Origin of the sequence: Streptococcus sp. k-628 (assembly GCF_013277475.1) — a bacterium.
Lineage (GTDB): Bacteria > Bacillota > Bacilli > Lactobacillales > Streptococcaceae > Streptococcus.
This window is the reverse complement of the sequence record NZ_VMMZ01000002.1, coordinates 1-23,075: the sequence shown is the minus strand read 5'-3', so window position 1 is coordinate 23,075 and position 23,075 is coordinate 1. Positions and strand designations below refer to the sequence as shown.

At 39.3% G+C, this 23,075-nt stretch carries 21 protein-coding genes, 1 pseudogene and 1 riboswitch; of the genes and pseudogenes, 8 read left to right on the top strand and 14 right to left on the bottom strand.

Translation table 11 applies throughout. The annotated features are described in order from the left end of the window. Nucleotides 1–129: 129 nt before the first annotated feature. The 3 genes from mgtA to uvrA all read right to left on the bottom strand — a co-directional run bounded on the left by mgtA (nt 130) and on the right by uvrA (nt 7,078). Complete coding sequence (gene mgtA / locus HT730_RS00225) at nt 130–2,790, bottom strand: magnesium-translocating P-type ATPase (protein WP_173306458.1); 2,661 nt, start codon at nt 2,788–2,790, stop codon at nt 130–132. Nucleotides 2,791–2,984: 194 nt separating this feature from the next. Continuing rightward, nucleotides 2,985–3,135, bottom strand: a riboswitch (M-box (ykoK) riboswitch). Nucleotides 3,136–3,192: 57 nt separating this feature from the next. Further along, complete coding sequence (locus HT730_RS00220) at nt 3,193–4,254, bottom strand: Xaa-Pro peptidase family protein (protein ID WP_173306457.1); 1,062 nt, start codon at nt 4,252–4,254, stop codon at nt 3,193–3,195. Further along, entirely contained in the window at nt 4,247–7,078 is a 2,832-nt protein-coding gene (gene uvrA, locus HT730_RS00215) for an excinuclease ABC subunit UvrA (RefSeq protein WP_173306456.1), read from the bottom strand. The genes HT730_RS00220 and uvrA overlap by 8 nt, the downstream gene beginning before the upstream one ends. Before the next feature lie 131 nt (nt 7,079–7,209). On the opposite strand from uvrA, the gene HT730_RS00210 reads away from it, so the two are divergent. From HT730_RS00210 to HT730_RS00195, 4 genes are all read left to right on the top strand, one after another. Continuing rightward, nucleotides 7,210–8,154: a magnesium transporter CorA family protein gene (locus tag HT730_RS00210; RefSeq protein WP_000815623.1), complete on the top strand. Its 945-nt coding sequence runs from the start codon at nt 7,210–7,212 to the stop codon at nt 8,152–8,154. An 11-nt stretch (nt 8,155–8,165) separates the two neighbouring features. Then, the gene (locus tag HT730_RS00205) at nt 8,166–8,843 is read left to right on the top strand and encodes a DUF1129 domain-containing protein (protein ID WP_173306455.1); all 678 of its coding nucleotides are present in this window, start codon (nt 8,166–8,168) and stop codon (nt 8,841–8,843) included. A gap of 142 nt (nt 8,844–8,985) precedes the next feature. Continuing rightward, complete coding sequence (locus HT730_RS00200; RefSeq protein WP_173306454.1) at nt 8,986–10,020, top strand: S66 peptidase family protein; 1,035 nt, start codon at nt 8,986–8,988, stop codon at nt 10,018–10,020. Between the two features lie 105 nt (nt 10,021–10,125). Then, entirely contained in the window at nt 10,126–10,389 is a 264-nt protein-coding gene (locus tag HT730_RS00195) for a SemiSWEET family transporter (protein WP_000166114.1), read from the top strand. Nucleotides 10,390–10,478: 89 nt separating this feature from the next. Here the strand turns inward: HT730_RS00195 and HT730_RS00190 are convergent, their stop codons facing one another. From HT730_RS00190 to mutL, 3 genes are read right to left on the bottom strand one after another with little or no spacing between them, the layout of a single operon-like run. Then, nucleotides 10,479–11,042: a DNA-3-methyladenine glycosylase I gene (locus tag HT730_RS00190; protein WP_173306453.1), complete on the bottom strand. Its 564-nt coding sequence runs from the start codon at nt 11,040–11,042 to the stop codon at nt 10,479–10,481. 9 nt (nt 11,043–11,051) lie between these two features. After that, a complete protein-coding gene (gene ruvA / locus HT730_RS00185) occupies nt 11,052–11,645 on the bottom strand; it encodes a Holliday junction branch migration protein RuvA (protein WP_000273423.1) in 594 nt (197 codons plus the stop codon). 15 nt (nt 11,646–11,660) lie between these two features. Continuing rightward, entirely contained in the window at nt 11,661–13,610 is a 1,950-nt protein-coding gene (gene mutL, locus HT730_RS00180; RefSeq protein WP_173306452.1) for a DNA mismatch repair endonuclease MutL, read from the bottom strand. Between the two features lie 177 nt (nt 13,611–13,787). Here mutL and HT730_RS00175 point away from each other — a divergent pair. Beyond that, nucleotides 13,788–14,189 (top strand): annotated as a pseudogene (locus tag HT730_RS00175) (transposase); the annotation flags it as partial. 99 nt (nt 14,190–14,288) lie between these two features. On the opposite strand, the gene HT730_RS10350 reads toward HT730_RS00175, so the two are convergent. The 7 genes from HT730_RS10350 to HT730_RS00145 form a co-directional block, all read right to left on the bottom strand. Continuing rightward, on the bottom strand, nt 14,289–14,399 hold the full coding sequence (locus HT730_RS10350; RefSeq protein ID WP_191995007.1) for a fucose isomerase: 111 nt from the start codon (nt 14,397–14,399) through the stop codon (nt 14,289–14,291). 80 nt (nt 14,400–14,479) lie between these two features. Beyond that, nucleotides 14,480–15,640, bottom strand: a complete 1,161-nt coding sequence (locus HT730_RS00170; protein WP_173306450.1) for a hypothetical protein — start codon at nt 15,638–15,640, stop codon at nt 14,480–14,482. Then, on the bottom strand, nt 15,615–16,142 hold the full coding sequence (locus HT730_RS00165) for an isochorismatase family protein (RefSeq protein WP_050223301.1): 528 nt from the start codon (nt 16,140–16,142) through the stop codon (nt 15,615–15,617). Before HT730_RS00165 ends, HT730_RS00170 begins: the two co-directional genes overlap by 26 nt. Continuing rightward, the gene (locus HT730_RS00160; protein WP_173306449.1) at nt 16,139–17,251 is read right to left on the bottom strand and encodes an arginase family protein; all 1,113 of its coding nucleotides are present in this window, start codon (nt 17,249–17,251) and stop codon (nt 16,139–16,141) included. Before HT730_RS00160 ends, HT730_RS00165 begins: the two co-directional genes overlap by 4 nt. 332 nt (nt 17,252–17,583) lie before the next feature. Beyond that, nucleotides 17,584–18,699, bottom strand: coding sequence for a ThiF family adenylyltransferase (locus HT730_RS00155; RefSeq protein ID WP_173306448.1), 1,116 nt, complete (start codon nt 18,697–18,699; stop codon nt 17,584–17,586). A gap of 25 nt (nt 18,700–18,724) precedes the next feature. Continuing rightward, nucleotides 18,725–18,883 (bottom strand): hypothetical protein, encoded by a 159-nt coding sequence (locus HT730_RS00150; protein ID WP_173306444.1) that lies wholly within the window; start codon nt 18,881–18,883, stop codon nt 18,725–18,727. A 126-nt stretch (nt 18,884–19,009) separates the two neighbouring features. After that, nucleotides 19,010–19,876, bottom strand: a complete 867-nt coding sequence (locus tag HT730_RS00145; RefSeq protein ID WP_173306447.1) for a helix-turn-helix domain-containing protein — start codon at nt 19,874–19,876, stop codon at nt 19,010–19,012. Between the two features lie 537 nt (nt 19,877–20,413). Between HT730_RS00145 and HT730_RS00140 the strand changes: the two genes are divergently transcribed. From HT730_RS00140 to HT730_RS00130, 3 genes are all read left to right on the top strand, one after another. Beyond that, nucleotides 20,414–20,854 (top strand): LytTR family DNA-binding domain-containing protein, encoded by a 441-nt coding sequence (locus HT730_RS00140; protein WP_000861971.1) that lies wholly within the window; start codon nt 20,414–20,416, stop codon nt 20,852–20,854. Next, on the top strand, nt 20,851–21,309 hold the full coding sequence (locus tag HT730_RS00135) for a DUF3021 domain-containing protein (RefSeq protein WP_000743982.1): 459 nt from the start codon (nt 20,851–20,853) through the stop codon (nt 21,307–21,309). The genes HT730_RS00140 and HT730_RS00135 overlap by 4 nt, the downstream gene beginning before the upstream one ends. 215 nt (nt 21,310–21,524) lie before the next feature. Beyond that, entirely contained in the window at nt 21,525–22,787 is a 1,263-nt protein-coding gene (locus HT730_RS00130) for an NRAMP family divalent metal transporter (protein WP_173306446.1), read from the top strand. 176 nt (nt 22,788–22,963) lie between these two features. On the opposite strand, the gene HT730_RS00125 is transcribed toward HT730_RS00130, so the two are convergent. Next, the coding region (locus HT730_RS00125; RefSeq protein WP_173306445.1) for a beta-propeller fold lactonase family protein at nt 22,964–23,075 on the bottom strand (112 nt) is incomplete at its 5' end.

Genomic DNA, 23,075 nt, shown 5'->3' with positions numbered 1-23,075 from the left:
ACCCCTTTCGCTACATGTTACTATCAGTTTAGTCTATTATACCATAAAAAACATCCGACTTGCGACCTATTTTTAAATTTTTTTGACTTTTTTCGTCATTTTCACACTTTTTTCTTGACAAAATGAAATTTACAGCCATTCTTTATATTTCTTGATATAGATTTTTTTCACGATTGTCACGCTAATCATGTACAAAATGATGATGAAAATCAAAAAGATAAAATAAATCGGTTTCAAAGGAGTTAGATGAAGAAGGCTAGCTAGTGGACTGTAAGGAAGGAAGGTCACAAAGGCTGCAGCCAATAAGGTTGTCACAAGGACTAGCCAAGCTGGACGACTTTGTAAAAAAGGAATTTTGGCTGAACGCAACATATGGATAACCATAGTCTGAGACCACATGGACTCGATAAACCAACCCGTTTGGAACAAAACAATAAAGCCTACGGCAGACTCTGCCCCATGAACATAAGCTTGACCTGTTGTCATAGGTACAATGATAAAATAGAGCAAACTGAAGGTCAAAATATCAAAGGCAGAAGAGATAGGCCCCATCCAAATCATGAAACGTGTGATGGACTTAGCTTCCCAGGTATGCGGATTTCTCAAAAAATCTTTATCCACCTTGTCAAAAGGCAAGGCAATACAAGACAAATCATAGACTAGATTTAGGATAATCAAATGGACTGGTGCCATTGGTAAAAATGGCAAAAAGATTCCAGAGACTAATAGGGATAAGATATTTCCAAAATTAGAACTCACTGTCATTTTGATATATTTAGTCATATTGGCATAGACCTTACGCCCTTCAACAAGTCCTTTTTCCAGCACCATGAGATCCTTATCAAGTAGGATAACATCAGCTGTTTCTTTGGCAATATCTACTGCTGTATCAACAGAAATCCCCACATCTGCAACTTTCATAGAAGGAGCATCATTGATCCCATCTCCCATATAGCCGACAGCATGACCATTAGCCTTAAATTGCAGAATAATCCTTGCTTTTTGGTCCGGAGAAAGTTTGGCGAAGACAGTTACCTCCTCTACGGCTTGGGCCAATTCTTGATTACTCATCTGATCAATTTCAGACCCCAACAGCATCTGATTGATATCCAAACCAACCTTTTCACAGACTGCTTGGGTAACTTTTTCGTTGTCTCCCGTCAAAATCTTTGTTTGAACCCCATGCTCTAACAGAGCCTTAATTGCTGGTGCTGCAGATGGTTTAGGAGGATCTAGGAAGGCTAAATAACCAGTTAGAATCATATCCCCTTCGTCATCAACTGTATAGGCATGACCTTCCCTCAAACCTGACTTATAGGCCACTCCCAAGACACGCAAACCTTGTTGATTTAGTTGTCTGACTTCTGCTAAAATTTCTTCTCTAATAACATCTGTCAAGGGAGTAATCACTCCATGGTATTCCGCATGACTGGAAATCGTCAACATTTCCTCTAGGGCACCCTTGGTTACCAAACTAACAACCTCGTGTTCATCCTTAACGATAACACTCATCCGTCTACGTTCAAAATCAAAGGGAAGCTCATCTATTTTTTGAAAAGTTTGAGCCAGATTTTGCAAGAGGGCGTGTTCTTTGGCTTCCTTTTCAGTCCGTTTGATGATGGCTCTGTCCATCAAATTTTTCAAGCCCGTTTGAAAATAAGAATTGAGATAAGCTCGTCTCAAGACGGTCAAATCCAAGCGTCCATGGATGTCCAAGGGATATTCAAGGACAATTTCGTCTTGGGTTAGAGTTCCTGTCTTATCTGTACACAAAATATCAATCGCCCCTAAGTCCTGTATGGCATTGAGTTTCTTGATAACCACTTTTTCCTTGGCCATAATGATGGAGCCTTTTGCTAGACTGGCCGTGATAATCATAGGAAGCATCTCAGGTGTCAATCCAACACCAACACTCAAAGCAAATACGCCAGCTTCCAGCCAGTCACCATCTGTTAAACCATTGGACAAGAAAACGATGGGCACCATGACCAGCATCAAACGAATCAAGAGCCACGAAATACTATTCATCTCCCGCTCAAACGAAGTAGGCTCGTCATAGGTGTTCAAAGTCTGCTCAATGGCCCCCATCATGGTATCATCACCAACTGCTAAAACCACGGCCTTGGCACTACCAGACAAGACATTGGTTCCCATAAAGGCTAGCGCTTCTGCTTCTAGCAGACTATCAGATTGTTGAACTGTTGCCTTGGTCAAGGCCAATTTTTCAACCGATTCACTTTCACCTGTCAAGCCCGACTGTTGTACAAAGAAATCGCGCGACTCAAATAAAAGAAGATCTGCTGGAATCATGTCTCCAGCACTTAATTTAACCACGTCACCCACTACCAAATCATCGATAGGCACTTCTTGGATTTCTCCTTGACGAATGACAGTCGCTGTGTTGACAATCATTTTTGATAGATTGGTCGTAGCCTTATCACTACGGAGTTCTTGGACAAAGCGTATGCCACCAGAAATGAGGACTAGGACAACGATGATAATAGAAGTCGTCGGATCTTCTTGACCTGGTTTTGCCAACCAGACATTGGTCACCAAGGAAATCACGGCGATGACCAGTAAGATAATCGTAAAAGGATTGATAATGGATTCGTAAATCTTTTTGAGGATACTGTCTTCTTGACCCTTTGTGATGGTATTTTCGCCATATAGGTCACGATTTTTCTCCACCTGCTCCTCAGTCAAGCCTGTTAGACTTGTCTTATAAAAAGATAGAGTTTCGTTTAAAGATGTATGAATAGCTGTTGCTAATCTTTCTTTTGTAGTTTTCATTGGTTTCTCCTATCTGTATGAATGATGTGTTTCATACACAGAGACCAATCACTTTATAAGGACAGAACGACACAAATCAGCGATTGGCTGTGTATGTGCGGTTCCGGATGATCGTCAATTTGCATCGTTTATCTCCTTTCTTTGATTTAAACAGTAGAAAATCCCACCATAAAATGGCAGGATTAAAAAACTAATTATCTGTTTTTCGTTCAAGCTTTAACTCCATAGGGCAATGTAATGAGCTTAGTCTTGGCCTTCGCGACCAGGACTGTTGACCAACGAGTAGTGTCTCCACTGCTTTGCGGTAGTCATCCGTATCCCTATGGTAGCCTCACCTACCGTTTTCGTTTTTCAGTATAAACCTTTAAAATTTAAAAGTCAATCATTTGAGTTGTTTAACTCTTAAATAACTATCAACTCTTTTGGAGCAAGGGTCAATAATTCACAACCTGTCTCTGTAATCAGGATATCATCCTCGATACGAACACCATATTTACCTTCGATGTAGATACCTGGTTCATCGGTCAAGGCCATACCTGCCTTAATAGTTTCTGTAGAAGTCTGGCTAAAGTATGGTTCCTCATGAATATCCAGTCCAATACCGTGTCCGATACCGTGAGTAAAGTAGTCGCCATAGCCTGCCTCGATGATAATATCACGAGGGATTTTGTCAAAGTCACGGAAACCTAAACCAGCCTTGGCTTGGTCAATCAAGGCTTGGTTAGCTTTTAGAACTGTATTGTAAATCTCTGCTTGCTCGTCGCTAACATGTCCTAGATAGATAGTCCGTGTCATATCACTGACATAGTGGTCGTAGAGGCATCCAAAGTCCATAGTAATGGCTTCTCCTAGCTCAACTGGTTTGTGCATGGGATGGGCATGAGGTTTAGAAGAGTTGATACCGCTAGCTAGAATGGTGTCAAAAGACAAGCCAGATGCTCCCAACTCACGCATGCGGAAGTCAAGGAAGTTGGCAATCTCAATTTCAGTCTTTCCTGGTTTGATAAAGTCAAGCGCATCGCGGAAAGCTTGGTCTGAGATAGAACAAGCCTTGCGAATAGCTGCAATCTCCGCTTCATCCTTAATCATTCGAAGACCTTCAACAAACTGAGTTTGTGGAAGCAAGTCAATTCTTTCAAAGGCGGCCTGCATACGATGATAATAAGAAACTGAAATCTCATCTTCAAAACCGATTCGAGACAAGCCCATATCCTTAACAATGCCTGCAATGACAGCCAATTCATCACGGTCAGCCACAATCTCAAAACCACTGGTTTCTTGCTTGGCTGCAATGATATAGCGAGAGTCTGTCACCAAGACCTGACGGTCACGGCTGATAAAGACTGTTCCGTTTGAGCCCCAAAAACCAGTCAGGTAATAGACGTTTTTAAGGTTGTTGATGATGATACCATCTAGTTCTTTTTCTTGCATTTTAGCTAGAAATGCTTGTACACGTTTATTCATGATGTAACTTTCCTTTCAAATAATGTCCTGTGTAGCTGGCTTCATTGGCCGCTACTTCTTCTGGAGTTCCTGTTGCGATGATGGTTCCACCACCGACACCGCCCTCAGGTCCCAAGTCGATGATATGGTCTGCTGTCTTGATAACGTCTAAATTGTGTTCAATGACGAGGACTGTATTGCCATCGTCTACAAAGCGAGCTAAGACTTTAAGCAAACGAGCGATATCCTCGGTATGAAGCCCTGTCGTCGGCTCGTCCAGAATGTAGAAAGATTTTCCTGTCGATCGTTTGTGGAGTTCACTAGCCAGTTTCATACGCTGGGCTTCTCCCCCAGAAAGGGTGGTAGCTGGTTGCCCTAGCGTTACATATCCCAGTCCTACATCCTTGATAGTCTGAAGTTTACGTTGAATCTTTGGAATATGTTGGAAGAACTCCACCGCATCGTTGACGGTCATATCCAAGACCTGCGAGATATTTTTTTCCTTGTAATGAACTTCTAGAGTCTCACTGTTGTAGCGGGTTCCATGGCAGACTTCACAAGCCACATAAACATCTGGCAAGAAGTGCATCTCAATCTTGATAATCCCGTCACCTGAGCAGGCTTCACAACGACCACCCTTGACATTGAAACTGAAACGACCCTTCTTGTAGCCTCGAATCTTAGCTTCATTTGTCTGAGAAAAGAGGTCACGTATATCGTCAAAGACTCCTGTATAGGTAGCAGGGTTAGACCTTGGCGTTCGTCCGATAGGGCTCTGGTCAATGTCAATCAATCGGTCTACATGCTCAATCCCTGTAATCGTTTTAAACTTACCAGGCTTATCTGAATTACGGTTGAGCTTCTGGGCAATAGCTTTTTTGAGGATACTGTTGATTAAGGTCGATTTCCCTGAACCTGACACACCTGTCACCGCGATGAATCTTCCTAGTGGAAAGCGAGCTGTGACATTTTGCAAGTTATTCTCACGCGCTCCCATCACCTCGATAAAACGACCATTTCCGGTACGGCGCTCTTCTGGCACTGGAATGGCACGTTTGCCTGACAAGTACTGGCCTGTGATAGACTTGCTGTTGCGAGCCACCTGTTTGGGCGTACCTGCAGCAACAATCTCCCCACCAAAAACACCGGCACCAGGACCAACGTCAATCAGATAATCCGCCTCGCGCATGGTATCTTCGTCGTGTTCCACCACGATAAGAGTATTACCCAAGTCGCGCATCTTTTTCAGACTAGCAATCAGACGGTCATTGTCCCTCTGGTGAAGACCGATTGACGGCTCGTCTAGAATATAAAGGACACCTGATAGGTTGGAACCAATCTGGGTTGCCAAACGAATACGCTGACTTTCCCCACCTGAAAGGGTTCCTGCTGAGCGTGACAGGGTTAGATAGTTAAGACCCACATTATTAAGGAAGGTCAAACGGTCCTTGATTTCCTTGAGAATAGGCCGAGCAATGATGGCTTCGTTTTCAGAAAGAGTCAACTGACTGACTAATTCCAAGTGATCTGCGATAGACAGGTCTGAAATTTCTCCGATATGTGGGCCGTTCTCGCCACCCACACGGACAGACAAGGCCTGGTCATTGAGACGATAACCGTGACAGGTTCCGCAAGTCAGCTCATTCATGTAGAGGCGCATCTGGGTGCGGGTGTAGTCACTATTAGTTTCATGGTAGCGACGTTTGATATTATTAACAACTCCCTCAAAAGGAATATCGATATCGCGCACACCACCAAATTCATTCTCATAGTGGAAATGGAATTCCTTGCCATCAGACCCATAGAGAATCAAGTTCTTATCTTCTTCTGACAAGTCCTCAAAAGGCTTATCCATATCCACTCCAAAGGCTGTCATAGCCTGCTCTAGCATGTTTGGATAGTAGTTGGATGAGATAGGATTCCAAGGAGCCAAGGCTCCCTCGCGTAGCGTTTTGCTGGCATCTGGCACCACCAAATCAGTATCCACCTCCAGCTTGATGCCCAAGCCGTCACACTCACTACAAGAGCCAAAAGGAGCATTGAATGAGAAGAGACGTGGCTCTAACTCTGGGACAGTAAATCCACAAACTGGGCAGGCATAATGCTCAGAGAACAGTAACTCAGAGTCGTCCATAGTGTCGATAATGACGTAACCTTCTGCGATACGAAGGGCAGCCTCAATGGAATCAAAGAGACGGCTACGAATGCCCTCCTTGATGACAATACGGTCAACCACGACATCAATATTGTGTTGCTTGCTCTTGGACAACTCTGGCACTTCGGTCACATCATAGACTTCCCCATCCACACGGACACGGACATACCCGTCTTTCTGAACCTTCTCAATGACACTCTTATGTTGGCCTTTTTTCTTGCGGATGACAGGGGCCAAAATCTGCAAGCGCTGGCGTTCAGGCAATTCTAAAACCTTATCCACGATTTGCTCCACAGAAGAAGCCTTGATAGCCCCATGCCCGTTGATACAGTAGGGCGTCCCCACACGCGCGTAGAGGAGACGCAGATAGTCATTGATTTCAGTCGTGGTTCCCACCGTCGAGCGAGGGTTTTTGCTAGTCGTTTTCTGGTCAATGGAAATAGCTGGGCTGAGACCATCAATAGCGTCTACATCTGGTTTTTCCATATTGCCCAAAAACTGACGAGCATAGGCTGACAAACTCTCCACATAGCGACGTTGTCCCTCCGCATAGAGGGTATCAAAGGCCAGACTGGATTTCCCTGAACCTGACAAGCCAGTCACTACAACCAGCTTATCTCGCGGAATCTCCACATCAATATTTTTTAAATTATGGGCACGCGCCCCATGAATGACAATTTTATCTTGCATCTTTGTTCTTTCTAGTCCATTATTGCTTACCATTATACCAAAAAAAGTGAGATTCTATTACCCAAAAGGCCGATTTTGTAGTATAATAGTACGGTGTGAAAAAATCTGAAAAATGAGAAAGGATAAGGGATATGAAACAAGTTTTTCTCTCTACAACAACTGAATTTAAAGAGATCGATACGCTTGAACCGGGTACTTGGATCAATCTCGTCAATCCGACTCAAAATGAATCACTCGAAATCGCCAACGCCTTCGATATTGATATTGCGGACCTTCGAGCACCGCTCGATGCGGAAGAAATGTCTCGTATTACCATTGAAGACGAGTATACCCTGATTATCGTTGACGTGCCGGTCACAGAAGAAAGAAATAACCGCACCTACTACGTAACCATCCCGCTTGGTATTATCATCACTGAGGAAACCATTATCACTACGTGTTTGGAACCTCTACCAGTCCTCGATGTCTTTATCAACCGTCGATTGCGTAATTTCTACACCTTCATGCGTTCGCGTTTTATCTTTCAAATTCTCTATCGCAATGCAGAGCTTTACCTAACAGCCCTTCGTTCAATCGACCGTAAGAGTGAGCAAATCGAAAGTCAACTGCATCAATCAACTCGTAATGAAGAATTGATTGAGCTCATGGAATTGGAAAAAACCATCGTCTATTTCAAGGCCTCCCTCAAAACAAATGAGCGTGTGATTAAGAAATTGACCAGCTCAACCAGCAATATCAAGAAATACCTTGAAGACGAGGACCTGCTTGAAGATACCCTGATTGAAACCCAACAGGCCATCGAGATGGCAGACATTTATGGAAACGTCTTGCATTCTATGACAGAGACCTTCGCCTCTATCATTTCCAACAACCAGAACAACATCATGAAAACCTTGGCCCTTGTGACCATCGTCATGTCCATCCCAACCATGGTCTTTTCTGCCTACGGGATGAACTTTAAGGATAATGAAATCCCCCTAAACGGCGAGCCGAATGCCTTCTGGTTAATCGTCTTTATCGCCTTTGCTATGAGTGTCTCGCTCACTCTCTATCTCATCCATAAAAAATGGTTCTAAGAGGAGTTCCTATGTCTCAGATTGATCTACAAAAATTAACTAAGAAAAACCAAGAGTTTGTCCACATCGCTACCCAACAATTCATCAAAGATGGGAAAACAGACGCTGAAATCAAGGCTATTTTTGAGGAAGTTATTCCCCAAATCCTTGAAGAGCAAGCCAAAGGTACGACTGCTCGTTCCCTCTATGGCGCACCAACCCACTGGGCTCATAGTTTCACTGTCAAGGAGCAATACGAAAAAGAGCATCCAAAAGAAAATGATGATCCCAAACTCATGATTATGGACTCAGCTCTTTTCATCACTAGCCTCTTTGCCCTCGTCAGCGCCCTCACAACCTTCTTCTCAGCAGATCAAGCTTTCGGCTATGGATTGATTACCCTCCTCTTAGTTGGACTGGTTGGTGGATTTGCCTTCTACTTGATGTACTACTTTGTTTACCAATACTACGGGCCTGATATGGACCGCAGTCAACGTCCACCTTTCTGGAAATCTGTACTGGTTATCCTAGTTTCTATGTTCCTTTGGTTGCTTGTCTTCTTTGCAACAAGCTTCCTACCAGCTAGCCTTAACCCAGTACTTGCTCCATTGCCACTGGCTATTATCGGAGCAGCCCTCCTAGCCCTTCGCTTCTATCTCAAGAAACGCTTGAACATCCGCAGCGCAAGTGCAGGACCAACACGCTATTAAGAAGAATGATAAAAGCAACTGCAGATGCGGTTGCTTTTTTACGGCTCTTTTTTGATTTTAAAGTATTCTTCTGACATCCCACATAGCTCTATCTAATCTTTTGTGATAAAATAGGCTCAATCTATTTCTAGGAGGATAAAATATGATTTCTACTATTGGTATTGTTAGTTTATCTAGTGGCATTATCGGAGAGGACTTTGTCAAACACGAAGTGGACTTGGGTGTCCAACGTCTCAAGGACCTGGGACTCAATCCTATCTTTTTGCCCCATTCGCAAAAAGGATTAGACTTTATCAAGGACCATCCTGAAGCGCGTGCAGAGGATTTGATTCATGCCTTTTCTGATGATAGCATCGATATGATCCTATGCGCCATTGGTGGAGACGATACCTATCGCTTACTACCTTATCTTTTTGAAAATGACCAACTCCAAAAGGTTATCAAACAAAAAATTTTTCTTGGCTTTTCGGATACAACCATGAACCATCTCATATTGCATAAACTAGGAATCAAGACTTTTTACGGTCAATCCTTCTTAGCAGACATTTGTGAATTGGACAAGGAGATGTTGCCCTATAGCCTTCACTACTTCAAAGAATTGATTGAGACGGGAAGAATCTCAGAAATCCGCCCTAGTGACGTTTGGTATGAGGAACGAACTGACTTCAGTCCCAAGGCTCTGGGGACCCCTCGTGTCAGTCATGAAAATACCGGTTTTGAATTATTGCAAGGAAATGCCCAGTTCGAGGGAAAAATCCTCGGTGGCTGTCTCGAATCTCTCTATGATATCTTTGACAATTCTCGATACGCAGATAGCACGAACCTCTGCCAAAAGTACAAACTTTTCCCTGACTTGTCAGACTGGGAAGGAAAAATCCTCTTGCTAGAGACAAGCGAAGAAAAGCCTGAGCCGGAAGACTTCAAAAAGATGTTGCAGACTTTAAAGAACACTGGTATATTCGAGGCCATCAGTGGACTCCTGGTCGGAAAACCTATGGATGAAACTTTCTATGACGACTATAAAGAGGCACTATTGGATATTATTGACAGCAATATTCCGATTCTCTATAATCTAAATGTCGGCCACGCAACTCCAAGAGCCATTGTTCCCTTTGGCGTCCATGCCCATGTAGATGCACAGGAGCAAGTCATTCGCTTTGACTATAACAAAAAATAAATAGTTTCTCTATTTTTGTGCTTTTGTATTCGTTTTCGTTACAATTTGTATCTGAATTTATTGCATTTCGCTAATTTCTATGTTATCCTTTTGAAGGAGGTGTATATGACAAAACAAAAAATTAATCGAATCGTAGGTTCTATTGGTGCCTTTATTGGAATTATAGTATTTATTGCCTACATACCTCAAATTATCGCTAATTTACAGGGAAATAAAGCTCAACCATTTCAACCTTTATCAGCTGCTATATCTTGCTTAATCTGGGTTATTTATGGATGGACAAAGGAACCTAAGAAGGATTGGATACTAATCATTCCAAATTCAGCTGGTGTTATTTTAGGTGGAATCACTTTTTTGACTTCACTCTAACAAATCTAATAGTATATATAAAAAGCTGGGAAAAGTTTCTCAGCTTTTTTCTATATTCTATTCTCAGATATGCTAGTTACCTGTACACACTAATGACCGCTTTTCCACTCACAATCATTCTCATGGTCATCAACCAGCCCTGCTGCTTGTAGAAAAGACAAGACGGCGACTGGGCCTGTGAACTTGAAGCCTCGTTTTTTGAGATCTTTGGCTAATTTCTCAGACAAAGCGGTTTTAGCTGGGGATTGGCGATAATCAGGAATATCATTAACGACAGTTTTCCCCTCAACAAAAGACCAAAGATAGGCATCAAAAGAGCCATATTCTGCCTGTAATCGTAGAAAGGCTTGGGCGTTAGCGCGTGTAGCAAAAATCTTGGCTCTATTTCGGATGATGGCTGGATTATCCAGCAAGTCTTCCAATTCAGTATCGGTCATTTCTGCGACCGCTTGAATTTGATAGCCATAAAATGCTTCTCGGAAAGCTTGATGTTTGTTGAGCACCGTTTCCCAAGACAGGCCTGCCTGATAGGTTTCCATACACAACAACTCAAACAATGCTTGGTCATCATGGAGGGGCTGCCCCCACTCCTCATCATGATAGGTGATATAGAGAGGATTGGTCATCTTGACCCACGAACAACGTTTTGTCATGCTCTGCTCCTATTTAACCAACATTTTAAGGGCCGACTTGATATAGTTCTCAGCTGTATCTGTCGTTCCTTCAAAGAATTTCTTGATTTTCTTGAGTTCGGTCGCCTTGTATCCCAGTGCCAACATGGCTTCCATGGCTTCTTCCAATTCTTGGTTTTCAGCGCTTGCTTGCACTGCGACCTTAGCAGGAAGGTCATCTCCAGCAACTACTACCTTGCCTTCCAAGTCCAGCACCATCTGCTGGGCTGTTTTCTTGCCAATTTTAGGGAACTTGGTCAAGTAGGTAATATTCTTGGTTTCGATGGCTTGAACCAAGCCAGCATTGTCATCGGCAGCGATAATGGCCAGAGCTGATACAGGACCAATCCCAGATACCGAAATCAGACTGAGAAAGAGCTTTTTCTCGTCTTCTGAGCGAAAACCATAAAGCAGATGAGCGTCCTCACGTACAACTTGATGAACATAAATTTGAGCTTCTTGATTGACCTGTCCTGAATAAGCATAAGGATTGGCCACATGCAAAATATAACCGATACCGTTGACTTCAAGAACAATGTATTTAGCAGTGATTTTGGTAATGATTCCTTTTAAATATTCGTACATAGTTTTCCTTTTTGTTTAATATTTCCCCAACTCACGGAGACTGGTGTGATTTTCCTGAATACGTCGGAACATCTTTTCCATATCCGACTTGGTAAAATGCACCAAAACAGGACGTCCGTGAGGACAGTTGTAGGGATTGTCACATTGAGAAAGTTGATAGAGGAGCTGTCTGGCTGAATGGTCATCGATACGATGATTGGCCTTGATAGATCGCTTGCAGGACATCATGATAGCCAGCTCTGCTCGGTATTTCTTGATAGAAACTTCCTTGGTCAAGAGTAGCATATCACACATTTCATAGATGCCTGACTCAATCTCCTCCTCTGCCATCCAGATAGGATGTTCACGTAGAATAAATTGATTTTCTCCGTACTCTGCTAGAAAGACCCCAACTTCCTCCAAAAGTGCCATTCTTTCCTTGAGACGAAGGGCATCATCCGCTGGAAATTCAAAGATATAGGGCACTAGGAGTTGCTGCTGGCTCTGGTCAACATTCCCAATACTTTCACGGTACTCCTCGTACTTGACCCGTTCCTGAGCCGCATGCTGGTCTATGATGTAGAGTCCATCTCGCCCTTGGGCAAAGAGATAGGTTCCATGCATTTGCCCGAAAAATTCCAACTCTGGGAAGCTGGATGATTCTTCTCGCTCCAGCTTGTCATAGGCCTTATCCAGACTGGCTAAATCTAGCTCTGGATGGTCTAGTTGGTCATAATTAGCAGGCTTTCTCTCTGCAAAATGCAGTTTTGCCGGCTTAGTCAATTGATCCAAGGTTTCTTTGGCAAACAGAGTCAAATCCTGCCTTTCCTCAGTCAATTCCACCTGATAATCAGCCACCTCAGCTTGACTAGGTCTAGTTGCCTCTGTTTTCTCATAGTAGAGCGTATTTTCTTTGAGTGGGAGAATGGTCTGCTCCACCTTCTCACGATTGCGCACAGTCGATTTGGCAAGATTTTCCAAGGCATCTGGAATCAAGGTTTGTTCCTTAAGACTATTTGCAATAGCTTCTGAGACCAGCGTCATCAGTTCTTTTTCCTTAGAAATCCGCACCTCTTGCTTAGTCGGATGCACATTGACATCCGCTAGATAAGGGTCAATATGAATGTGAATGACAGCCAGTGGAAAACGCCCCACCATGAGCTTACTGCCATAACCGTCAAGAATAGCACGATTGAGTAGGAAATTCTTGATATAACGACCATTGATGAAGAGACTGATATAATTGCGATTGGCCCGAGTTAACTCAGGCAAGGACACAAAACCTGAAATTTCGAAATCAAGATCCGAATTCTCAATTTCAATCATCTTCTTGGCACTCGCCAAACCGTAAATCCCTGCGATAGCTTGGCGCAATTGACCTGTTCCCGCTGTTCGCGTCATTTCCTTGCCATCACTAATTAAACTGAAAGAAATCTCAGGATGGGCCAAACCCAGACGATTGACAATATCAATGATATGAGACAGCTCCGCTTGCTGGCTCTTCATATACTTGAGGCGGGCAGGCGTGTTAAAAAAGAGATCCTCTACACAAACCTTGGTTCCCACAGGACTAGTCGCTGGGATGACTTCTTCAACTTCTCCCCCACGCGCGACTAGCTTAGTTCCGTGACTTGCACCATCCATAGCCGTCAACAGAGTCAGTACACTGACAGACGCGATAGAAGGCAGAGCTTCACCACGAAAACCAAGCGTCCGAATCCGAAAGAGATCTGCCTGATTTTTTATCTTACTGGTCGCATGACGACGCAAGGCTAATTCTACTTCATCGTGAGCAATTCCATGACCATTATCTGTGATTTGAATCTTCTTGAGACCTGCTTCCTCAATCTCAATGATAATCTGACTAGAGCCCGCGTCAATGGCGTTTTCTACCAGCTCCTTAACAACGCTAGCTGGACGCTCGATAACCTCTCCAGCTGCGATCTGGTTTGCCAGCACCTCTGGCAATTCAATAATATGAGACATCTTTCAGCCCCTTTCTGTATCTATTTTCCTAGAAATTGATTAGTGCTATTATACCATATTTCAGAAAGGACAGAAAAGCTCCGCCATATAGGAGCCAAATCCCTCCACATAGACAAAGTCCCTTGCCAAAGGGCGTAAAATAGTGGTATACTCAATAAAAATCAAAGAGCAAACTAGAAAGCTAGGCGAGGAGAGAAAGTATATGAAAAGATTAGCGGACGGTTTTTTGAGCGGACTTTAATTGTTTCATAACAAGTAGATGGAGAGTTTATAGATCCCATGATTTACAAGGAAAGTATGACAAGTGATTTCTTTGTGGAGTGGTTCAAAACGCTAGTCCTACCTGCTTTGAAGACACTTTATGTCATTGTCATGGACAATACTAGTTTTCATCCCAAGAACATCTTGGATGAACTGTGCATCCAAGATAAACACTTTTTCTTGCCTCTACCGCCTTATTCACCAGATTTGAATCCTATTGAGCAAGATTGGGCTATCTTGAAGAAGAAAGTGACGGATTTATTAAGGAAAGTCCCAAATATTTTTGAATGTTTAGAGCGCTCTTTTAAAACTAAATGACTATATATACTTACTCCACTTTTTATACAAAAAGAAAAATCGCTAGTCCTAAGAATAGCGATTTAATCACGTTTTTAAGCTACTAATGTAGTTACTCTATTATTTAAGATTGCTTGTCACGACACCATATTTTTCAGAAAGTTGTGCCCAAGTAGCACCTTGTTTTCTCAATTCATAGATATGAACTTTATCTTCGTAATTGAGTTTCATCAAAAAACACCCCAAAAGTTAGAGTTTTCCTGTCTAACTTTTGGGGTGCGGTTCACCTATATGAGCCAACTTTCTTATTGTCAATATTTTTGAAAAAACAATTTTAAATTAGATGATTTTTCTTTACAAAATAAATAAGAAATCAATATAAATTCCAAAGTGCCCAAAGAAATAACTAACAAATTAGCAAAAAAATAATCCCAATTACTATTCATAAAGTCCTCTATAGTTTGTGTTAGAACAAATAAAAATGATGGGAAACCTATCAAAGCTACGATCGCAATTTCTATAAAGATACCAATAATCATTAAAATAGAGTAAATACTTGCAATAATATTTTTCGATTTTCTTTTAGTAAAAAAGTTCTTTAACACCATTCTAGACTCATTCATAAGATTTCTTGAATTTGATAAATCTGAAATCAAATAATATAAATCTGTTTTTAGATAGAACTTAAACTCAAACAATATACCAACAATGAGCAGAAACTCTGCAATTCTAGTAATACTAAATAAAAGTCCATTCTTTAGAATAATTGAACATAAACACAATAATGATAAAATAAATAAGTCACATATTATACCCGATAAGTATACAATAATTCTTTTTGTCTTTCCTAAAATCCAAATATTATCAATTTTAGTTTGGAACACAAAATAAAATAATCGCCGACCAATTCCAACATGACCTAATTCACCACTCAATAGTCTAATTGCCATAAAATGACTAAATTCATGCAAAAATACTAAAATAAAATCCAGAATTGTTATAGTAAACGTAATTAATAATAACGACCTAGAAAAAAATATTTGCTTATAATTCAAATTAAATAAGTCGGAATGTTTAGCAATAATAAAAGAGTAAGTAGTAATTAAATAGATAAGTAATGCAATAAAAAATTTTTTGGTAAAAATCTTTTTTAATATATCTTGAGTAATCAATGGAAAACTAATCCCATCAATATTAATAGTTTCTGACTCAAATTTTTTACCATCAGCATACTCTATAAAATTGAGTTCAATTAAATTTCGAATAAACTCATCTATATCTTCTACTTTATAATTATCATATTCATCTAAAATGATTTTCTGGTGATAAATATCATTAATAATACCGATAGTATCATAAGGTATTTCTATATATTTATTTATAGAAGTTCTACCAATAATGATTGTTTCTTTTGATTCCTGACGTAGAAAAAAATCAGAAAAAAACTCAATATTTCGATAAGTATTCTTCATAATACAATACCTCAATTAACCCTGACCAATCTAAGATGCATCCTACAAAATCAACAATATCTAGCCCGGGCATTTCATATGTATCAGGAGTATTGACAGAAGAAGTTGCATCTTCTATATAAGTAACTTTAAATCCTCTATCATTGAATATAATTGCACTAAACAGACAACAATATTCGGCATTAAATCCACATATTACTACTTCATCAACGTTATTTTTCTTCAATATCTCTAATAAATCAGTTTGGATAAAAATATTCGGTGTACTCTTTTCTATAATATAGTCTGATTTAGATTCCACAAAACTTTCTAAGTCAGACTTAGATTTATCACTAAAATAGATAATAGAAGTTGGTTCATAATCAATATGTTTTGTCGAAATAATAATACCCTTCTTTTCTTTTATGTAATCTAGCAATGATTTTATATTAGACAATTCTTTATCAAACTGTTTTCCCGAAATCATTCCCTTTTGACAATCTAAAATAATAAGTGCCTTCATAATGTCTCCAACAATCTAATTGCTCTGGTTAATATTTTTTTTACATTCTTCAAAGACGAGTTATTTCTATCTAATAGGGGATTAAACTCTACAACATCTAATCCAATAATATTTATCTTATCAAATAAATCAAGAAAAGAAATTAATTCATCTATCTCAAAACCTTCTGGAATTTGATATGCCGTTCCAGGATTATTCATAGGTTCTAGTATATCTACATCTATTGAGAGATAGAATTTTTTATTTCTATTCTTGTTTATCATATCGTTAAGTTGATTAAAATCAGTTATAAATAAATCATCTCTTGTTTCATAAAATGGTAATCTAGGTTCTCTAACTCCAATATGCCATATCGAAACGTTTTCCTTTTCTCTAATTTTTTCAACATAATTATGATGATTAATAGGAAGAAATTCACTAGTTCCAGCACAGTCAAAATGAGCATCAAATTTAACATAAATAATTTCATCTTTATTTCTTTGAGTTAATCCTTCCAAAATCGAATAGGATACTGAATGGTCACCACCAAAACCAAGAATTTTTTTATTTTCTACTTTACTAAGATTGTTTATTACTCTTTCATGAAACGCATTATATCCTTCTCCAGGAATATAAAGAATATTCCCAAAATCTTCAACATACCTTCCGAATTGACTTGAATAAGTAAAAGAGCAAGACTGGAAATAAAAATCATTACTAGTTGATGAAAAACCAGAGTAGTATCTTCTAATATAATTCGGCGCCTCCTTAGAACCTGTAGGTCCAGTAGATCCTGAATCATATGGAAGACCCACAAATAAAATTCTTTTATCATAGTCATTCATATCACTATCAAAAATAGAATTTCCAAGCTCTCTATTTAAAATAATCGAATTTTTATTATTACTAAGTAAATTTAAATCTAACATCATCTTCTTTACTTGAGCTAATTCACATTCTGAAATTTCAAACTTTCCAAAAATTTCGGACTCTTCTTCGTTGATCAAAGAACATATAACATCATAGGTCAATTTATTTATATTAGCCTTTTGTCCTGTTTGCAAATTAATCAACTCTATTAAATCACTGTCAATCAATTTTACTGAAATGGATTCTTTCTTGATGTCCATAAGCTAGCTCCTTTTTTAAAAAGAGTTCGGGACATCGTCACCAAACTCTAAAACGATTAGTATCAAACTAACGAATCAAAAATAATCGAACCTTTTTTACCAATTTATAAAACTATCGTTCTAAATTAATAATGACACTAATCATAAAATAGATAAAAGCTCGATTATGTCCCAAAAAGCAAAGTTCTAAACTTCACTATGATTCTGGATTAATAGTATTACGACCGCCACGCTTTGTGAGCTCGACAGTGTCCAACACTTTAATCTCAATTTTCTTAGGCTTTTTATTATCTGCCATGAGACTTTTCCTCCTAATTAATTAGTAGTATTGATTAACGTCCCTCTCCAGGGACATGATGACAACAAAAACAATCTTGATTAGTTTCTATACTTTCATATGAAATATCGTAATCTCTATAATCAATTGTCAGGATTTTATTTAGGACCCTAGGTTTTTCTATATCAGTAATAAATCGGATAAAATCAAATATCATGAATGATGTGATACAAGAAGATGTTGCAGCCAAACAGTTATTTTGTGTTGCATACCCATTTTTTAAAACTTCATTGTACTTCACAAATCCCTCTGATGATTTCATCTTCAAATTAAGTTCCCTACAATTAAAACAACTTGATTCCTCTGGAATAATCGTTTGAAAATATGAAGACGCTTCACTATTGCCACCATACAACCAAGCCACTCCAGTTTTAAAACAGGCTTCGTTAATCCATTTATAAATCCAAATAGAAGGTTGATCGGCAGCACAAAATACAAAATCAATTTCATGATCGTTTATTAATTTTTCCACATCAGCTGGAGATGTAACTTTTAGCTGATAGGTAATAAATTTGATACTACTATCAAATTCAGAAATCTTATTTGTGGCACATTCTGATTTGAGCTTACCAATATCAGACTCATTATAAAGAATTTGCCTATTTAAATTAGATAAATCAACACTATCAAAGTCAACTCCAATTATAGTACCTACCCCTAGTGCTGATAAATTCATTACCAAAGATGAACCAACACCTCCTAGACCAATTACTAACACATTCGAATCAATTATCTTTTTCATGTAATCTATTTTGTGATTACCAGACGCATCAAAATTAGATAAAAAATTCATAGTTCTACTATGTCTTTCAATTTGGTTAGGAGTTAGTTCACTATTCAAAGTTAGTTCAAAATCTTCTAAAACGACAGGATAGTTTTCTAACTCGCTTAAAATTTCTGACACTTCTCTAATAGTGATAGTTGGGAAATCAACAGAAAGTAAATCGGCAATGTCTTCCTCGCTATGAAAACCATCACAAAGTTTCAATATATTATACACTAGATGGTCATCATCTGATATTTCTAATGCAAATCCAGGAGTAGAACCTATTGATAATTTATTTTCATACGGAATTAGAGCTAACTGCTTTTTGAAATATGGTTTTCTCATTTTTTATTTTCCAATCTTTCAAATTTTATTTCGGCATAATATTAGCTGGACCTGGATCAATCCCTCTAGCTATCTTACGAACTTGAGGTGTTCTCGCAATCCCTAACAGAATTAATCCAATAACTAATACAGCAACTATTTTCTTAAACAAGCTTCTCATATACCTCTCCTTTTTTTCTTTCATTTATTTTATCACTTCAAAATTAGCTCGTCAAGTATTTTTATAATGTTTTTTTATTTTTTTTTTTTTGATACTTTTTTGTATCTAAGATAAGTTTAAAAAACGATGCTCACTTGAACACCGTATTCATTATTCTGTTATATCTGCAATGTAATGCTCAACTTTCAAAGCCATTGACATGTTTTCCTCTAATTTGTAAAGGAAATGAGCTGTCTCAAAATATTCTTTCACTGAACTTTTAGAAGAGAAATTTTCACTTACGTTTCCCATCAATAAGTACAAATCAGCCAAAAGATAATTCGTTCTGTAAGCCTTACATTGTTTTATAGTAGCTGTAATTTTAGTAATAGCTTCTTCAATATTTTTCTGTAACCATAGATAACGACAAACGTTGTAGTTAAACTTAATAGATAGTTCTAACTCTTCGATTGTACTCAAATTGAGTTGATTTATTTGATACTCTAGTTTTTCACGAATTTTATTGAAACGACCTAAATCTCCAATATCATAATAAAAATTGAATAGGGTGTTTGAAACTTGGAGATAGTTCAAATCAGATACACTTAACTGTGATAATACCCCCTCTAATCGTACAATCGCATCTTCTTTCTGTCCGTAAAAATAAAAATCTATCAGAGATTTTATCCATTCCATGTAGATTTTATCTGCTAAAGATAGGCGGTGAGCTTTTACATTCTCCAATTCATATATATATTTCAATGATTCATAATTACGATTTGTGATAAAAGTCTGTGCTAATTTCTTAAATTCTGATAGCTCACCAACTTCTTCTACAATATTCTCATCAAAAAAATAGTCCATACTAACTTTTAATTTTTTAGCCAGAGCATGTAAAAAATCAGCTCCAGGCGTGAACTCGCCACTCTCTAATCGGCTAATTTGCCCCTGTTTACAAATACCTTCAGCTAGTTCTCGCTGAGACATTTTTAATTCTTTCCGTCTATTTTTTAATCTTGTTGCTAATAGTGTGCCCACGTTTGCATTTTCCTCTTCTATTTGATTTCAGTGTTAATTGTAACATGATTAAATCTAAAATTCAAATCAATGATTCGAAAGATACAAATTGTAGATAAAATCTATTTTGTAATTCATCGTCAACTTATTTACTTTCCATTTCTTCATTCAAACGCTTTATAAACTTATTCAGCTTCAACGCCACTTTTCATACCTATCACTTTCTAATTCCAACTGTTCCCCTAGTTCTTTCTGCCCCTTTCCGTATCTATTTTCCTAGAAATTGATTAGTGCTATTATACCATATTTCAGAAAGGACAGAAAAGCTCCACCACATAGGAGCCAAATCCCTCCACATAAACAAAGTCCCTTGCCAGGGGGCATAAAATAGTGGTATACTCAATAAAAATCAAAGAGCAAACTAGAAAGCTAGGCGCAGACAGTACTTTAGTACGGCAAGACGACGCTGACGTGGTTTGAATTTGATTTTTGAAGAGTATTAATAAAGATGTACAAGAAGTGAGATTAATTTTGTATGAAAAACAAGGAGAGAAATTTATGAAAGTAGAACTACAGATTAGTGAGACTTACGAAGAGGAAAAGTTGATTGTTCAAGCACCTCAGCCCACAGATAAAGTCCAGAAAGTCATCGAGTTTGCAGAAAATCTTGACCGAAAAGAAAAAATCAAAGGAAAAATCGATGATCAGGTCTATCTCGTTGAGATTGGTAAGATACAACGCTTCTATATCGAGAATCGGAAGGTTCTAGCAGAAACGGCGAGTCAGACCTACAACATTGATTTACGGCTCTATCAAGTCCTTGAACTCCTGCCAACCAATTTTATCCAAATTTCCCAATCAGAAATCATCAATATCGACTCCATCTCCCATCTCAAGCTTACGCCCAACGGCCTGGTAGAAATTTTCTTGAAAAACGAAAGCTTCACCTACTCTTCACGCCGTTATCTAAAAACCATCAAGGAGAAATTAGAACTATGAAAAAACAAATCTTCCACGACGCAGCTACTGGTGTCCTCATCGGCCTCATCCTCTCTATCATCTTTTCACTCATTTATGCACCGAGTACTTATGCCCCACTGAATCCCTACTCTCTCATCGGCCAAGTGATGGCTCAGCATCAGGTTCACGGTGCCCTGGTCTTGCTCTACTGTACACTTATTTGGGCAGCTATCGGTATGCTCTTCAACTTTGGCAACCGCTTATTCAGCCGTGACTGGAGCATGCTCCGTGCAACTCTGACTCATTTCTTCCTTATGCTGGCTGGCTTTGTCCCACTAGCAACCCTAGCAGGTTGGTTCCCCTTCCACTGGATCTTCTATCTCCAACTCATTATCGAGTTTGCGATTGTCTATCTCATTATCTGGGCTATTCTCTATAAAAGAGAGGCTAAAAAAGTAGATCACATCAATCAACTCTTAGAGCATAGAAAGTAAGAAACTCATAATAAGCAAATCCGAGAAAGAAACTTCTCGGTTTTGCTTTACCCTGCTGTACCTTGCTATCATAGCAGTTATTTTCAGATCTTCTTTGTAAATTTTCTGTAATTTTCTATCTTTTTTCAAAATATTCTTGCATTTTCCCAAAGTTTTTTGTAGAATATAGATTACATATCCAGATTATTCTGAAAATTCAAAAAGGAGCATCTATCATGTCGCAAGCTATTTCGTTAAATCAATCAACCTGGACAAGTAAACTAAAAGCAATGGGCCCTGGAATCCTAATGGCAACTGCCGCTGTTGGAGGTTCCCACATTGTATCCTCCACTCAAGCTGGCGGTTCTTACGGTTGGTCTCTACTTCTCTTGGTCATCTTAGCCAATGTCTTTAAATATCCATTTTTCCGTTTTGGTGCTGAATACACAGCTGATACTGGAAAGACTTTGGTTGAAGGTTATGCCGAAAAAGGAAAACTCTATCTCTGGATTTTCTTTATCCTCAATGTCTTTTCGGCTATGGTCAACACAGCTGGTGTCGCTATTCTGTGCTCAGCTATCATCGCCAGCGCCTTCCCAATGATTGGACTTAGCATTACTCAGTGGTCCCTCATTCTCGTTGCAATCATTTGGGCTATGCTACTCTTTGGAGGCTACAAACTTTTAGACGGCATGGTCAAATGGATTATGTCTGCCTTAACCATTGCGACTGTTCTTGCAGTTATCATCGCAGCGGTCAAGCATCCAGAATACAGTTCTGATTTTGTCGAGAAGACACCTTGGCAAATGGCAGCTCTGCCCTTCATCGTCTCCCTCCTAGGATGGATGCCGGCTCCTATTGAAATTTCAGCTATCAATTCACTTTGGTCAGCTGAAAAGAGAAAGACCGTCAACTTTAACACAGAAGACGCTCTGTTTGACTTTAACACTGGTTATATTGGAACAGCTATCCTAGCCGTCTTCTTTGTGGCACTGGGAGCACTGATTCAGTATCCTACAGGGCAGGCGGTTGAAGCTGCTTCAGCCAAATACATCTCTCAATTCGTGGGCATGTATGCCTCTGTTCTTGGCGAATGGTCCCGTTACTTGATTACCTTTATTGCCTTCCTGTGTATCTTTGGAACAGTTATCACTGTTATCGATGGCTATTCTCGCGTCAATCAGGAATCTCTCCGACTGCTAATCAGTCAAAAAGAAGACAATCGTAAATCTTTGAACATCTGGATGACCATCACTGCTATCATCGGTATCGTCATTATCAAGTTCTTCGCTGGTCAGGTTTCAACCATGCTCCGCTTTGCCATGATTGGTTCTTTCCTGACAACACCATTCTTCGCTCTTTTAAACTACGCCTTGGTAACGCGTGAAAACAAACATCTTCCTTCTTGGCTCAAACACCTTGCTATTGCAGGATTGATTTTCCTCTTTGGTTTCGCCATCTTCTTTATCTACGCACTCGCAATCGGAAAAGCAGGTTAACTGACAAGCGCGAGATGAAGATAATACTCTTCGCAAATCAAATTCAAACCACGTCAACGTCGCCTTGCCGTACTCAAGTACAGCCTGCGGCTAGTTTCCTAGTTTGCTCTTTGATTTTCATTGAGTATAAGACAAAATGAACTTGAAAATTCCAAGTTCATTTTTTATATGTTTTATTAAGGAGCAAAACGGATGCAGACCGCTTCGGGAACACGGAAGTCGTTGGAGAGTTCTGCTAGACGACCATTGTCACAATTACGTTTAAAGACAGTGGCATTGTCAGAGTCT

Coding starts and splice junctions, on each gene's coding strand:
- HT730_RS00210 (WP_000815623.1), top strand. CDS start 7,210: ATGAAACAAGTTTTTCTCTCTACAACAACTGAATTTAAAGAGATCGAT.
- HT730_RS00130 (WP_173306446.1), top strand. CDS start 21,525: ATGTCGCAAGCTATTTCGTTAAATCAATCAACCTGGACAAGTAAACTA.
- HT730_RS00170 (WP_173306450.1), bottom strand. CDS start 15,640: ATGAAGAATACTTATCGAAATATTGAGTTTTTTTCTGATTTTTTTCTA.
- HT730_RS00205 (WP_173306455.1), top strand. CDS start 8,166: ATGTCTCAGATTGATCTACAAAAATTAACTAAGAAAAACCAAGAGTTT.
- HT730_RS00160 (WP_173306449.1), bottom strand. CDS start 17,251: ATGGACATCAAGAAAGAATCCATTTCAGTAAAATTGATTGACAGTGAT.
- mgtA (WP_173306458.1), bottom strand. CDS start 2,790: ATGAAAACTACAAAAGAAAGATTAGCAACAGCTATTCATACATCTTTA.
- HT730_RS10350 (WP_191995007.1), bottom strand. CDS start 14,399: ATGAAACTCAATTACGAAGATAAAGTTCATATCTATGAATTGAGAAAA.
- HT730_RS00195 (WP_000166114.1), top strand. CDS start 10,126: ATGACAAAACAAAAAATTAATCGAATCGTAGGTTCTATTGGTGCCTTT.
- HT730_RS00190 (WP_173306453.1), bottom strand. CDS start 11,042: ATGACAAAACGTTGTTCGTGGGTCAAGATGACCAATCCTCTCTATATC.
- HT730_RS00165 (WP_050223301.1), bottom strand. CDS start 16,142: ATGAAGGCACTTATTATTTTAGATTGTCAAAAGGGAATGATTTCGGGA.
- HT730_RS00140 (WP_000861971.1), top strand. CDS start 20,414: ATGAAAGTAGAACTACAGATTAGTGAGACTTACGAAGAGGAAAAGTTG.
- uvrA (WP_173306456.1), bottom strand. CDS start 7,078: ATGCAAGATAAAATTGTCATTCATGGGGCGCGTGCCCATAATTTAAAA.
- ruvA (WP_000273423.1), bottom strand. CDS start 11,645: ATGTACGAATATTTAAAAGGAATCATTACCAAAATCACTGCTAAATAC.
- mutL (WP_173306452.1), bottom strand. CDS start 13,610: ATGTCTCATATTATTGAATTGCCAGAGGTGCTGGCAAACCAGATCGCA.
- HT730_RS00220 (WP_173306457.1), bottom strand. CDS start 4,254: ATGAATAAACGTGTACAAGCATTTCTAGCTAAAATGCAAGAAAAAGAA.
- HT730_RS00200 (WP_173306454.1), top strand. CDS start 8,986: ATGATTTCTACTATTGGTATTGTTAGTTTATCTAGTGGCATTATCGGA.
- HT730_RS00150 (WP_173306444.1), bottom strand. CDS start 18,883: ATGAAAGAAAAAAAGGAGAGGTATATGAGAAGCTTGTTTAAGAAAATA.
- HT730_RS00135 (WP_000743982.1), top strand. CDS start 20,851: ATGAAAAAACAAATCTTCCACGACGCAGCTACTGGTGTCCTCATCGGC.
- HT730_RS00155 (WP_173306448.1), bottom strand. CDS start 18,699: ATGAGAAAACCATATTTCAAAAAGCAGTTAGCTCTAATTCCGTATGAA.